This is a genomic window from Aeromonas sp. LsrichE-8G (genome assembly GCF_022869435.1).
GTDB classification, from domain to species: Bacteria; Pseudomonadota; Gammaproteobacteria; order Enterobacterales; family Aeromonadaceae; genus Aeromonas; species Aeromonas caviae.
The window spans coordinates 1-13,279 of record NZ_JALIHH010000045.1 but is presented as its reverse complement, the minus strand read 5'-3'; the positions used below and the strand labels follow the sequence as shown (position 1 = coordinate 13,279).

The window sequence follows — 13,279 nt, the reverse complement described above, 5'->3', positions numbered from 1 at the left end:
ATACCCCAACGACGATGCCTGACAGAGACCATCAAACATCATTCAAAAAATGGCTGGGGTACTAGGATTCGAACCTAGGGATGGCGAGATCAAAACCCGCTGCCTTACCGCTTGGCGATACCCCAACTAGAGATGGTGGCTATGACGGGATTCGAACCTGTGACCCCCGCATTATGAGTGCGATGCTCTAACCAACTGAGCTACATAGCCAACCGTGCTTCCAGTGAGTCGTTGCCTCGTCACTGTGCGGCCGGAATTATGCGTATCTGGCTCTGGGGCGTCAACCCTTTTTTTGTTTGAAAAAACGAATTTGGGTGCGTTTGGCGAGTTATTGGCCGCTGTCGTGCAAAAGCCCAACAATCTGGTTTTTTTTACGACATTCGCACCCAGATCGCGCCTCTGGCCAGATAAAAAAGAGGCCAGCAAATGCTGGCCTCTCATGGGGTTAGACGTTGAACAGGAAGTTCATGATATCGCCATCCTTGACGATGTAGTCTTTCCCTTCCGCGCGCATCTTGCCTGCTTCCTTGGCGCCTTGCTCACCCTTGTAGGTGATAAAGTCGTCGAAGGCGATGGTCTGGGCGCGAATAAAGCCTTTTTCGAAGTCGGTGTGGATCTTGCCAGCGGCCTGCGGGGCGGTGGCACCTACGGGAATGGTCCAGGCGCGCACTTCTTTCACACCGGCGGTGAAGTAGGTCTGCAACTTGAGCAGCTCGTATCCGGAGCGGATCACCCGGTTCAGGCCCGGCTCCTCGATGCCCAGATCCGCCATGAACTCGGCGCGGTCTTCGTCGTCCAGCTCGGCGATGTCCGCCTCGATGGCGCAGCAGACGACCACGACAACGGCGTTCTCGGCGGCGGCTATCTCACGGACCTGATCCAGGTAGGGGTTGTTCTCGAAGCCATCTTCCGCCACGTTGGCGATGTACATGGTGGGTTTCAGGGTCAGGAAGTTGAGGTGGCTGACGGCGTCCAGCTCATCCTTGTCCAGCTTCATGCCGCGGATCATCTGGCCGTTTTCCAGGGCAACCTTGATCTTCTCCAGCACTTCCACTTCCAGCTTGGCATCCTTGTCGCCGCCCTTGGCACGCTTGGACTGGCGATTGATGGCGCGCTCGCAGGCATCCAGGTCGGAGAGGGCCAGCTCGGTGTTGATCACCTCGATGTCGTCGGCCGGGGAGACCTTGCCCGCCACGTGGACGATGTTCTCGTCCTCGAAGCAGCGCACCACGTGACCGATGGCTTCGGTTTCACGGATGTTGGCCAGGAACTGGTTGCCAAGGCCTTCGCCCTTGGAGGCACCGGCCACCAGGCCGGCGATGTCCACGAACTCCATGGTGGTCGGCACGACACGCTGCGGATTGATGATGGCCGCCAGCTGGTCGAGGCGGGGATCCGGCATGGGGACCACACCCGTGTTCGGCTCAATGGTGCAGAACGGGAAGTTGGCGGCTTCGATGCCGGCCTTGGTCAGCGCATTGAACAGGGTGGATTTGCCTACATTGGGCAGGCCCACGATACCGCATTTAAAACCCATGGATTGTTACCTTGTTGATGGATGCTTCAAGGGGCCGCGCGGGCGGCCCGTGTCGTGTTGCTTGACCCCGAGGCGAGGGATCTCGCCAGGGGGCCGGTCATCTTGAACTGCCTGGCGATGCAGGCTGAAGGCCTAGACTTTCTCGGCCTTGAAACTGTGCAGGCGATTCATGGCCTTCGTCATGTCCTGCTTGAACAGGATGTCGGTGGCGCGCAGGGATTCGTCCAGCGCGGCCTCGATCAGACTCTGCTCACTGCTGGGCGCCTTGGTCAGCACGAAGCCGGCGACCAGCTCCTTGGCGCCCGGATGGCCGATGCCAAGGCGCAGCCGGAAGAAGTTATTGTTGTTGCCCATCCTGGCGATGATGTCCTTGAGGCCGTTATGGCCGCCGTGACCGCCCCCTTGCTTGAACTTGGCGATGCCGGGAGGCAGGTCCAGCTCGTCGTGGGCCACCAGGATCTCCTCCGGGGCGATCTGGTAGAAGCGCGCGAGCGCCGCCACGGCCTTGCCGGAGAGATTCATGTAGGTGTTCGGGATGAGCAGCCGCACATCCTGCCCGTCCACCAGGAAGCGGGCGGTGTGGCCGAAGAACTTGGGCTCTTCGCGCAGGCTGACATTGTGCCAGCGTGCCAGTTGCTCCACATACCAGGCGCCCGCATTGTGGCGGGTCTTGGCATATTCGGGGCCGGGATTACCCAGCCCGACAATCAGTTTGATTTGACTTGTCACGCTTGATGTCTTCACTCGCTACTTGCCATGGGCGGATGACCCGGGGCAATGGGACGCAATATTCTAGCCGCCGAGTGGCGATCACTCAACCAAAGTGCGGCAAGGTCGGGGAAAAGCCGGACAGAAGGGCTCGGGTGGGGTGGCTCGTCCGAGGTTTTCGTCTCTTGCCGAGTGGAGGTTGGCGGCTGGCGCCAGGCACCCAAAAAAACAAAAACCGCCATTCGGCGGTTTTTGTCACAACAGGGTCTATCAATGCTCGAACATGGCAGAGATGGACTCTTCGTTGCTGATGCGGCGAATCGCTTCGGCCAGCACGGAGGAGAGGGTCAGCTGCTTGACCTTGCCGACTGCCTTCATCTCCGGGGTGAGCGGGATGGAGTCGGTGATGATCAGCTCGTCGATGACCGAATTCTTGATGTTTTCAACGGCGGTGCCGGAGAAAACAGGGTGGGTCGCATAGGCGAACACGCGCTTGGCACCACGCTCTTTCAGCGCTTCGGCCGCTTTGCACAGGGTGCCGCCGGTGTCGATCATGTCGTCGACGATGACGCAGTCACGACCGGCCACGTCGCCGATCAGGTGCATGACCTGGGAGACGTTCGGACGGGGACGACGCTTGTCGATGATGGCGATGTCGGTGTCGTCCAACAGCTTGGCGATGGCACGGGCACGGACCACGCCACCGATGTCCGGTGACACGACCACGGGGGATTCGAGGTTCTTGGCCTTCATGTCTTCCAGCAGCACCGGGCTGCCGAACACGTTGTCGACGGGGACGTCGAAGAAGCCCTGGATCTGCTCGGCATGCAGGTCAACGGTCAGCACACGGTCCACACCTACGCTGGAGAGGAAGTCGGCGACGACCTTGGCGGTGATGGGCACACGGGCGGAGCGGACGCGGCGGTCCTGACGGGCATAACCAAAGTAGGGGATAACGGCAGTGATACGGCCAGCTGAAGCACGACGCAGTGCATCCACCATGACGATCAATTCCATCAAATTGTCGTTGGTCGGGGCACAGGTGGATTGAATGATGAAGATATCGCCACCGCGTACATTCTCGTTGATCTGTACGCTGATCTCGCCGTCGCTAAAGCGACCTACGGCAGCATTGCCGAGTTTGATAAACAGGCGATCTGCGATCTTCTGGGCTAGTTCCGGCGTTGCGTTACCAGCAAACAGCTTCATGTCAGGCACGGTTTGAAACCTCGGGGTTGCATCCAGTATGTGGGGAGTCTGATTTTAGACCCGTATCGTTTGGGGGCAAACGATTTAGCAAGATGACGGACAAGGTCTCTGGGCGATGTCGAGGATGGCGTCTCATCACCCGCAGGGTGGGTGGACGGGAATCCACCTTGAGCGCCATCGCGTCAGATTGGCCCAAGACACATCGACGAGGTCAACACCTCCCGATACGGCCTCAACAAGGAGAGAGTTGGCTGGGGTACTAGGATTCGAACCTAGGAATGGCGAGATCAAAACCCGCTGCCTTACCGCTTGGCGATACCCCAATCACTCACTTGTTGCAAAGTGACGAAGAGTGGTGATATGTTCTCGCCCTTGGCGACAAACCCATCCCAGCCTTCCGGCACTCTTGCCAACACCTTCCGAGCAGCCATTTCGTCTTCAAATCGAGCAAAGACGCAGGCGCCAGTGCCCGTCATTCTTGACGGCGCGTATTCTAGCAACCAGCCGAGCGCATTGGCAACCTCGGGGTGGCGCTTTTTCACCAGCAGCTCGCAATCGTTTTTCCACTCTCCTGCCAGCAGATTGTCCAGGGTCATCTTGGGGGTGTTGCGGGGCAGGTCGGGATCCTGGAACACGGCGGCGGTGGCCACATGGCAATCCGGCTTGAGTACCAGGTACCAGGCATCCGGCACCTCGATCTGTTGCAACCGCTCCCCCACGCCTTCGGCGAAGGCGGCCTTGCCCCGCACGAACACCGGCACGTCGGCGCCCAGCTGCACGCCGAGCTCGACCAGCTCGTCTTCACTCAAGCCGGCTTGCCAGAGGTGGTTCAAGGCCACGAGGGTGGTGGCCGCGTCCGACGAGCCGCCCCCGATGCCACCGCCCATGGGCAGTACCTTCTCCAGCCGGATATGGGCTCCCTGCGGACTGGCCAACCGGCTCTGCAACAGTCGCGCAGCCCGGATGATGAGGTTCTGTTCATCGGGCACGCCGGGAATGGCCGGGCTCAAGGTGAGCTGGTCGCTGCCGGGGATCGGCTCGAATTCGAGCCAGTCGCCGTGGTTGAGGAAGATGAAGAGGGTCTGCAGTTCGTGGTAGCCATCGGGGCGGCGGCCATTGACGTGCAGGAAGAGGTTGAGCTTGGCCGGGGCGGGCCAGCGGATCGGCGCCTGGTCGTGCATCATGGTGCCAGGGTCCACTCGTTGATCTGCAGCTTGAGACGGCTCTCCTGCCCGGTCATGGTGAGCAGGTGGGGCAGGCGATAGCCGTCCTGATCCCGATAGTCCCCGTAGACGATCTGCCACTGGCCGTCGCGCACGCTGGCGAGGCTGGCATCGGGGTTGAGCTCGAATTCGGCCTGCCCCGGCAATCCCTTGATCCACTCAGGCAGCCCGGCCACCGGAATGTGCCAGCCGGTGAGCTGATAGACCAGGAGCTCGGCATCCTGGCTCTGGTGCTGTTTTCCGTCGTTGTCGAGCAGAGTCACCTCGCCGCCGGTGCGGGAGAGTTCCAGAATATGGGTGCCGATGAGGCTGGTGAGGTTGAGGCGATAGTCGTCGCCGTTCTGCTGCCAGTTGAGGCGGGCGCTGCCCTTCTGGCGGGCGGTGATGATGGCCATCTTGCCCGACAACTGCCAGTGTGTGAGGCGTTCGAGGCGGGCGCGCTCCTGCTGCCAGTTGACCTGATCCCGCTGGGGTTGGGTGGTGGTACAGCCCGCCAGCACCAGCAGGCAGGCGAGGGAGAAGATACGCAACAACAAGGTGGAGCTCCGCAGATGAGGTTTGCGACAGTATAAGGGGCGGCCGTATTGCTTTTAAAGACTTACCCTTTCTCGTACAATTGTCGGCCTCTACACCCTGTGCATGAAACGATCATCACCCACCCATGAGTCTGCTTGCCCTCGGAATCAACCACAACACCGCCAGTGTCGCCTTGCGGGAGCGGGTCGCCTTTGGCCCGGACCGCATCGATCGCGCCCTGCGTGAGCTGGTGGAGCAGCCTGGCGTCAGCGAGGCGGTGATCGTCTCCACCTGCAACCGCACCGAGCTCTATTGCAGCCTGGAGCAGGGGCAGGGGGAGCAGGTGCTGAACTGGTTGCAGCGGTTCCACGCGCTGGAGGCGAGCGAGGTGCTCTCCGCCATCTACCGGCACCAGGACGAGGAAGCGGTGCGACACCTGATGCGGGTGGCCTGCGGCCTCGACTCCCTGGTGCTCGGGGAGCCGCAGATCCTGGGGCAGATCAAGCAATCCTACGCCCACGCCCAGCAGGCGGATGCGGTGAAAGGATCCCTGGAGCGCCTGTTCCAGAAATCCTTCTCGGTGGCCAAACGGGTGCGCACTGACACCGAGATCGGCGCCAGCGCGGTGTCGGTGGCCTTCGCCGCCGTGAGCCTGGCCCGCCGTATCTTCTCCGACCTCTCCCAGACCAAGGTGCTGCTGGTGGGCGCCGGCGAAACCATCGAACTGGTGGCCCGCCACCTGCGCGAGCAGAGCGTGACCCGGATGATGGTGGCGAACCGGACCCTGCAACGGGCCCAGTTGCTGGCAGAGGAGTTCGGTGCCCAGGTTATGACCCTGGAGGAGATCCCGGACTACCTGCACGAGGCGGACATCGTCATCAGCTCCACGGCAAGCCCCCTGCCCATCATCGGCAAGGGCATGGTGGAGCGGGCGCTCAAGGCGCGTCGCTTCAAGCCCATGTTCCTGGTGGATATCGCCGTGCCCCGCGACATCGAAGCCGAGGTGGACGAGCTCTCCGATGCCTATCTCTACACGGTGGACGATCTGCAGGGCATCATCGAGCAGAACCTGGAGACCCGCAAGCGGGCGGCCGCCGAGGCGGAACTCATCGTGCAGGAAGAGCGCGACGAGTTCATGGGTTGGTATCGCAGCCAGCACTCGGTGGATCTCATTCGCGATTATCGCCATCAGTCACAGCAGGTCGCCGACGAAGAGTTGCAGCGGGCCCTGCTGGCCCTGCAACAGGGTGAAAATGCCGAGCAGGCGCTCAAGGCCATGGCCCATCGCCTCACCAACAAGCTGATCCACGCACCGACCCAGGCCCTGCGCCAGGCCGCCGCCCAGGGGGACAGCCACAAGCTGGCCCAACTGCGTCAGGTGCTGGGATTGTCACAAGAATCATAGTGTTGGGACGGCCCTTTGCCGTCCCGTCCTCCATCGAGAATCCAAGAGTCATGAACCCCTCATTGATCAGAAAGCTGGAAGGCCTCATCGAGCGCCATGAAGAAGTACAGGCCCTGCTCGGGGAGCCCGGGGTCGCCTCGGATCAGGACAGATACCGCGCCCTGACCCGGGAATACGCCCAGCTGGAAGATATCGTTCACGCCTTCCAGCGTTTCCGCCAGGCCGAAGAGAACCTCGAGACCACCCGGCTGATGCTGGAGGAAGAGGATGCCGAGCTGCGGGAGATGGCGCAAGAGGAACTGCCGCTCGCCAAGGCGACCTTCGAGGAGCAGGAGCAGGCGCTGCAGGTGATGCTGTTGCCGCGCGACCCCAAGGATGACAACAACTGCTATCTGGAGATCCGCGCCGGTGCCGGTGGCGACGAGGCGGCCATTTTCGCGGGGGATCTGTTCCGCATGTACTCCCGCTACGCCGAGCGTCAGGGGTGGCGTGTCTCCATCGTCAGCTGCAATGACGGCGAACACGGCGGCTACAAGGAGGTGATCGCCAAGGTGGACGGTGAGCACGTCTACGGCCGCCTCAAGTTCGAGTCCGGCGGCCACCGGGTGCAGCGAGTCCCCGAGACCGAATCCCAGGGCCGGGTGCACACCTCCGCCTGTACCGTGGCCGTGCTGCCGGAAGTGCCGGAAGCCGAGCAGGTGGAGATCAACCCCTCCGAGCTGAAGATCGACACCTTCCGCGCCTCCGGTGCCGGCGGCCAGCACGTCAACAAGACCGACTCCGCCATCCGCATCACCCACCTGCCCACCGGGCTGGTGGTGGAGTGCCAGGACGAGCGCTCCCAGCACAAGAACCGCGCCAAGGCGATGTCGGTGCTCTCCGCTCGCCTGCAGGCGGCCGAGGACGAACGCCACCGCGCCGCCGAGCAGAGTACCCGCCGCAACCTGGTGGGCTCCGGGGATCGCTCCGAGCGCATCCGCACCTACAACTATCCCCAGGGGCGTCTCTCCGAGCACCGGATCAACCTCACCCTCTATCGTCTGGGCGACATCCTGGAAGGGGATCTGGACTGCGTGATCACCCCCCTGGTGCAGGAGTATCAGGCGGATCAGCTCGCCTCCCTGGCCGAGAGCAACTGATGCAGATCCAGCAGGCCCGCGCCCATATCATGGCGACCCTGGCCTCCGGGGAATCCCCCCGCGCCGACGCCGATGCCCTGCTCTGCCATCTGCTGGAGTGCCGGCGCGGCTACCTGATGACCTGGCCGGAGCGCGAGCTCGATGCCGCCCAGCAGGCGACCCTGGCGGGCTGGCTGGCGCGCCGCCTCCAGGGCGAACCCATCGCCCACCTCATCGGCGAGCGGGAGTTCTGGTCCCTGCCGCTGAAAGTGAGCCCGGCCACTCTGATCCCGCGCCCGGATACCGAGGTGCTGGTGGAGCAGGCGCTGGCGCGCCTGCCAGCAGGCCCCTGCGCCCTGCTGGATCTCGGCACAGGGACCGGCGCCATCGCGCTCGCGCTCAAGTCCGAGCGACCGGATGCCGATGTATGGGCCGTGGACAGGATGCCGGAGGCCGCCGCCCTGGCCCGCGCCAACAGCGCCGCGCTGGGCTTGCCCGTCACGGTGCGGGACGGCAGCTGGTTCGAGCCGCTCTCGGGTGCTCCGCGCTTTGCGATGATCGTCTCCAACCCGCCCTACATCGACGGGGCGGATCCTCATCTCGACGAGGGGGACGTGCGCTTCGAGCCCCGCTCCGCCCTGGTGGCGGACGAGCAGGGGCTGGCGGACATCCGCCTCATCGTGGCAGGCGCACCTGCCCACCTGGTTCCCGGTGGCTGGCTCCTGCTGGAGCACGGCTGGGAGCAGGGGGCATTGGTGCGTCAACTCCTGTTGCAGCAAGGCTACGACCAGGTGGAAACCGTGCGCGATTACGGTGATAACGAGCGAGTGACCCTGGGGCGGCTGGCTCGTTGACGATGACGGGCGGGCTCTTCCCGCCCCCGTGCAAGGAAATGTTATGTATGTTGTGCTCAAGCATCTGCACCTCGCCCTGATAGCCGGGGCCGTGCTGATGTTTATCCTGCGCTTTTACTGGTCGCAGACCGGCTCCGCCCTGGCGGGGGCCCGTACCCTCAGGGTGAGCGGCTGGCTCAACGGCCTGGTGGTGCTCTCCGGCGTGCTGTTGTGCATGGTGCTGGACCTCAACCCCCTCAACAACGCCATTCCCTGGCTCAGCGAGAAGCTGACCGCGGTGCTGGTGGTGATGTTTCTGGCCATGATGGCCCTGCGCCTGGCGCGCAGCAACGGCATCCGCTGGTTTGCCTTCCTGGGCGCCCTGGGGTGGATCTTCTTTATCGCCAAGCTGGCGGTACAAAAGCAGGCCAGCCTGTTCGGTTAGGGATGACGACGATGATACGCGTGGACGAATGGACCGATTTCGAAGCCCATGACATCGCCGAGCTGGCGCTGTCGGTGAGCGACGAGATCCGGGGACAGGGTGGGAGCGGGGAGGCCGAGCTGGCCCGCCTCGATGCCTGGCTGGACGAGGCGATTGCCGAGGGGGACTGCGACGAGGTGCGCCGCCAGCTGCTGCAGGGGTTCTACCAGACCCTGGGGTTTCGCGGCGACTGGCAGGATTACTTCTCGGCGGCCAACTGCGACCTGAACCAGGTGCTGGCAAGGCGCAAGGGGATCCCGGTCAGCCTCGGCATCCTCATCATCCAGCTGGGTCGCAAGATAGGGCTGGATGTGGAGGGGATCTGCTTCCCCGGCCACTTCCTGCTGAGCTTCGCCGGCCTGGAAGGGGAGGTCTATGTGGACCCCTTCAATGGGGACGAGCTGAGCCGGCACCGCATCGAGCTGCTGCTGCGCGGCGCCCTCGGCAACCTGGCGAGCCTGAGCGACGACCACCTGCAGCCATCGGGGCAGTGGGAGATCATCGAACGGTTGCTCAACGTCAGCAAGGGGGCCCTGCTGCGGGAGGAGCGGATGACGGAGGCGCTGCGCTGCAGCGAGCTGCTGCTGCGCATGAAACCCGGCGATCCGCTGGAGACGCGGGATCGGGGCTTCATCTACGAGCAGCTCGATTGCCCGCGCTTCGCCGCCGACGATTTCGAGTACTTTATTGAACAATGCCCCGACGATCCCGTGGCCGACGTGCTGAAAACCCAGCTGGCCAGTCTGGATCTGAGCCCCAAGCCACTCCATTGAGGGGGCTGGGAAATCAAGCGGAAGAATATCGAGGCCGCCGTGCCCAGGGCACAGCGGCCGGATGTGGATTCAAGCCCCGAGCCCTTTTACCTAAGGAAGCCTGAGATGGAACAGAAGAATATCAAGATCAACCAGATCGACGTCGCCAACGACAAGCCCTTCGTGCTGTTCGGCGGCATGAACGTGCTGGAGTCCCGCGACATGGCGATGGCGGTGTGCGAGAAGTACGTGGAAGTGACCAGCAAGCTGGGCATCCCGTTCGTGTTCAAGGCGAGCTGGGACAAGGCCAACCGTTCCTCCATCCACTCCTATCGTGGCCCGGGTCTGGAAGAGGGGATGAAGATCTTCCAGGAGCTGAAAGCGACCTTCGGCATGCCGGTGATCTCAGACCTGCACGAGCCCCATCAGGCCAAGCCGGTGGCGGAGGTGGTCGACGTCATCCAGCTGCCCGCCTTCCTGGCGCGCCAGACCGATCTGGTGGAGGCTATGGCCCGCACCGGCAACGTCATCAACATCAAGAAGCCGCAGTTCCTGAGCCCGAGCCAGATGAAGAACATCACCGACAAGTTCGAGGAGTGCGGCAACGATCGCCTTATCCTGTGCGAACGCGGCGTCAACTTCGGCTATGACAACCTGGTGGTGGACATGCTGGGTCTGGGCGTCATGAAGAAGAGCACGGGTGGCTACCCCGTCATCTTCGACGTGACCCACTCCCTGCAGTGCCGTGACCCCCTGGGCGCCGCCTCCGGTGGTCGCCGCGAGCAGGTGGCCGAGCTGGCCCGTGCCGGCATGGCGGTGGGCCTGGCAGGCCTGTTCATCGAATCCCACCCGGATCCCAAGGTCGCCCGCTGCGACGGTCCGAGCGCCCTGCCGCTGGAGAAGCTGGAAGGCTTCCTCAAGCAGATGAAGGCCATCGACGATCTGGTCAAGGGCTTCGAGCCCCTCGATACTTCGGTCTGATCCAGGCTTAGGTTGAAAAATGCCCCGCTCTGCGGGGCATTTTTATTTCTTCCGTCTTCACATGGCGCCGCTTCATGGTCATTACTGCAAGGTTGCTGTGGTGTTAATGATGTTAAATATATTGTGTGATTGATGTCGCTAAATTGATTCTTATAACGTGTGAAAGTGCCGCCGTCGGAATGGCGAAATGGCATGAACCGGGTGAGAGGTGTGAACTGTCTCGCCGCGGATCCCTGCACGCGTTTTTTGCCATCGCCCGTGTCAATTAATTAACAGGACGTTGAGCATGCACAAGAAAATAGTCAGCAGCCTCTACTTTCAGGTGATATTGGCCATCACCATCGGAATATTGCTGGGGCACTTCTATCCGAGCCTGGGCGCCGATATGAAACCCCTCGGCGATGGTTTCGTGAAATTGATCAAGATGATCATTGCCCCCGTTATTTTCTGTACCGTGGTGACGGGGATCGCCGGCATGGAGAGCATGAAGGCAGTCGGCAAGACGGGGGCCATCGCGCTCATCTATTTCGAGGTGGTGAGCACCCTGGCGCTGATCATCGGCCTGTGCGTGGTCAACCTGCTGCAACCCGGGGTCGGCATGAACGTGGACCCCTCCTCGCTGGATGCCAGCGCCATCTCCGCCTATGCGGAGCAGGCTCAGTCACAGGGCATCGTCGCCTTCCTGCTGGACGTGATCCCGGCCAGCATGATCGGCGCCTTTGCCAGCGGCAATATTCTCCAGGTGCTGCTGTTTGCGGTGCTGTTTGGTTTTTCCCTGCATCATATCGGTGAGAAGGGTAAGGCTATTTTCAATATCATCGACGGCTTCTCCCAGGTTATTTTCGGGATCATCAACATGATCATGAAATTGGCACCTGTCGGGGCATTTGGTGCCATGGCGTTTACCATAGGAAAATATGGCATCGGCTCCCTGGTACAGCTCGGGCAATTGATCGCCAGCTTCTATCTGACCTGTCTGCTGTTTATTTTCCTGGTGCTTGGCAGTATCGCCAAGGCAAATGGCTTCAGCATAGTGCGCTTTATTTCCTACATCCGGGAAGAGCTGCTGATCGTGCTCGGCACTTCCTCATCGGAATCCGTATTGCCGCGCATGCTGGTGAAGATGGAGGCGCTCGGCTGCAAGAAGTCGGTGGTGGGCCTGGTGATCCCGACCGGTTACTCCTTCAACCTGGACGGCACCTCCATCTACCTGACCATGGCCGCCGTCTTCATCGCCCAGGCGACCAACACCCCGCTGGACTTGTTCCATCAGCTCACTCTGCTGGTGGTGCTGCTCATCTCCTCCAAGGGGGCGGCCGGGGTCACGGGCAGCGGCTTCATCGTGCTGGCGGCGACCATCTCGGCGGTGGGACATCTGCCGCTGGCCGGGCTGGCGCTGATCCTCGGGATTGATCGCTTCATGTCGGAGGCGCGCGCCCTGACCAACCTCATCGGCAACGGGGTGGCGACCCTGGTGGTAGCTCGTTACTGCGATCAGCTCGACGAGGCCACCATGCAGGACGCCCTGGCGAAACCCGTGGTGGCAAGGCCGGTGGACCTGCGAAGCTGAGCCAGGTTCCGGCGGTGATCATCACCCATGAAAAAACGGCCCGAGGGGGCCGTTTTTTTATCTCTTTACGCAGGGCGCCTTACAGGCTCTGGGTGAAGGTGCGGGTGACCACGTCACGCTGCTGCTCCGGGGTCAGGGCGTTGAAACGCACGGCGTAACCGGAGACGCGGATGGTGAGCTGCGGGTATTTTTCCGGGTTGGCGATGGCGTCTTCCAGGGTTTCGCGGCGCAGTACGTTGACGTTCAGGTGCTGACCCCCTTCGACCACAGGCTCTTGCTGAACCGGCAGTTCACGGTATTCGAATTGACCCAGGTCGGAGAGGCTGACTTCCTGATCGGCGGCAAAGCTGTCGCCCTTGGCGCAGATGCAGCGAGCCTGTTGTTTCTCTTCGTCCAGCAGCCAGAAAGAGTTCAGCAGAGCGGCGTTGGCGGACTGGGTGATTTGGATGCCCTTGATCATGGTATGACTCCTCATAGGAAAGCGGATTCAACGGTAAGCACATTACCCTGATGTTTTTAAACCACCTCTTGGAAGGAATGATTTAACGGGGCCTTGCCTTACACCTTTACTTCGTTGGGGCCATATATACCACGACGGTAATATTACGAAAATTGATCCAAATCAATAAAACCCCATTTTGCACGCATTAAAAGGGATTAAATCATTGAGTTGAATCAAAAACAGATCATTTTTCTGTTTTTGTAAGATATATGAATTATGCATTTTTTATTATTCATATCTAGTAATTTAACTACACCTTTAGGGTTTATTTCTGGCGTCAGCGAAAACCGGCCTGCCCAGGGTGAGAGCGTGAACATTTTGTTAAATTTCACCCAGTTTTTTGAGACCCGCATTGAGTACCGTTTCCAGATATTCACTGCTCATTCCTGCGATTTTTTGCTTCCGTCTTACGCTCGCCTTGCGTGAAGTCTCGGCCCTGAG

At 61.3% G+C, this 13,279-nt stretch carries 13 protein-coding genes, 3 tRNA genes and 1 pseudogene; 7 read left to right on the top strand and 10 right to left on the bottom strand.

Annotated features, from left to right (window positions below):
- Nucleotides 1-50 precede the first annotated feature (50 nt).
- The 8 genes from MUW49_RS09475 to lolB form a co-directional block, all read right to left on the bottom strand.
- Nucleotides 51-125: transfer RNA gene (locus MUW49_RS09475), tRNA-Gln, on the bottom strand.
- A gap of 8 nt (nucleotides 126-133) precedes the next feature.
- A tRNA-Met gene (locus tag MUW49_RS09470) sits at nucleotides 134-210 on the bottom strand.
- A gap of 235 nt (nucleotides 211-445) precedes the next feature.
- Complete coding sequence (gene ychF / locus MUW49_RS09465) at nucleotides 446-1,537, bottom strand: redox-regulated ATPase YchF (RefSeq protein WP_010673843.1); 1,092 nt, start codon at nucleotides 1,535-1,537, stop codon at nucleotides 446-448.
- Between the two features lie 132 nt (nucleotides 1,538-1,669).
- Nucleotides 1,670-2,266 (bottom strand): aminoacyl-tRNA hydrolase, encoded by a 597-nt coding sequence (gene pth / locus MUW49_RS09460; protein ID WP_041215615.1) that lies wholly within the window; start codon nucleotides 2,264-2,266, stop codon nucleotides 1,670-1,672.
- Between the two features lie 249 nt (nucleotides 2,267-2,515).
- Nucleotides 2,516-3,463, bottom strand: coding sequence for a ribose-phosphate pyrophosphokinase (locus tag MUW49_RS09455; protein WP_010673845.1), 948 nt, complete (start codon nucleotides 3,461-3,463; stop codon nucleotides 2,516-2,518).
- Nucleotides 3,464-3,702: 239 nt separating this feature from the next.
- Nucleotides 3,703-3,777: transfer RNA gene (locus MUW49_RS09450), tRNA-Gln, on the bottom strand.
- Complete coding sequence (gene ispE / locus MUW49_RS09445) at nucleotides 3,757-4,635, bottom strand: 4-(cytidine 5'-diphospho)-2-C-methyl-D-erythritol kinase (RefSeq protein WP_161470218.1); 879 nt, start codon at nucleotides 4,633-4,635, stop codon at nucleotides 3,757-3,759. The genes MUW49_RS09450 and ispE overlap by 21 nt, the downstream gene beginning before the upstream one ends.
- Nucleotides 4,635-5,213, bottom strand: coding sequence for a lipoprotein insertase outer membrane protein LolB (lolB, locus tag MUW49_RS09440; protein WP_039039599.1), 579 nt, complete (start codon nucleotides 5,211-5,213; stop codon nucleotides 4,635-4,637). The genes ispE and lolB overlap by 1 nt, the downstream gene beginning before the upstream one ends.
- Before the next feature lie 125 nt (nucleotides 5,214-5,338).
- On the opposite strand from lolB, the gene hemA reads away from it, so the two are divergent.
- The 7 genes from hemA (at nucleotide 5,339) to MUW49_RS09405 (ending at nucleotide 12,336) form a co-directional block, all read left to right on the top strand.
- Nucleotides 5,339-6,598 (top strand): glutamyl-tRNA reductase, encoded by a 1,260-nt coding sequence (gene hemA, locus MUW49_RS09435; protein WP_041212583.1) that lies wholly within the window; start codon nucleotides 5,339-5,341, stop codon nucleotides 6,596-6,598.
- Nucleotides 6,599-6,648: 50 nt separating this feature from the next.
- Nucleotides 6,649-7,737, top strand: a complete 1,089-nt coding sequence (gene prfA / locus MUW49_RS09430; RefSeq protein ID WP_048207166.1) for a peptide chain release factor 1 — start codon at nucleotides 6,649-6,651, stop codon at nucleotides 7,735-7,737.
- Nucleotides 7,737-8,570: a peptide chain release factor N(5)-glutamine methyltransferase gene (prmC, locus tag MUW49_RS09425; RefSeq protein ID WP_010673850.1), complete on the top strand. Its 834-nt coding sequence runs from the start codon at nucleotides 7,737-7,739 to the stop codon at nucleotides 8,568-8,570. The genes prfA and prmC overlap by 1 nt, the downstream gene beginning before the upstream one ends.
- A 43-nt stretch (nucleotides 8,571-8,613) precedes the next feature.
- The gene (locus MUW49_RS09420; RefSeq protein WP_010673851.1) at nucleotides 8,614-8,994 is read left to right on the top strand and encodes a SirB2 family protein; all 381 of its coding nucleotides are present in this window, start codon (nucleotides 8,614-8,616) and stop codon (nucleotides 8,992-8,994) included.
- 11 nt (nucleotides 8,995-9,005) lie between these two features.
- A complete protein-coding gene (locus MUW49_RS09415; RefSeq protein WP_010673852.1) occupies nucleotides 9,006-9,806 on the top strand; it encodes a tetratricopeptide repeat protein in 801 nt (266 codons plus the stop codon).
- Between the two features lie 105 nt (nucleotides 9,807-9,911).
- Entirely contained in the window at nucleotides 9,912-10,766 is an 855-nt protein-coding gene (gene kdsA / locus MUW49_RS09410) for a 3-deoxy-8-phosphooctulonate synthase (protein WP_010673853.1), read from the top strand.
- 286 nt (nucleotides 10,767-11,052) lie between these two features.
- Nucleotides 11,053-12,336, top strand: a complete 1,284-nt coding sequence (locus MUW49_RS09405; protein WP_244812653.1) for a dicarboxylate/amino acid:cation symporter — start codon at nucleotides 11,053-11,055, stop codon at nucleotides 12,334-12,336.
- A gap of 79 nt (nucleotides 12,337-12,415) precedes the next feature.
- On the opposite strand, the gene grcA is transcribed toward MUW49_RS09405, so the two are convergent.
- Both grcA and MUW49_RS09395 read right to left on the bottom strand, forming a co-directional pair.
- Nucleotides 12,416-12,796: an autonomous glycyl radical cofactor GrcA gene (gene grcA, locus MUW49_RS09400; RefSeq protein WP_010673855.1), complete on the bottom strand. Its 381-nt coding sequence runs from the start codon at nucleotides 12,794-12,796 to the stop codon at nucleotides 12,416-12,418.
- A 363-nt stretch (nucleotides 12,797-13,159) separates the two neighbouring features.
- Nucleotides 13,160-13,279: pseudogene (locus MUW49_RS09395) on the bottom strand (ISAs1 family transposase); the annotation flags it as partial.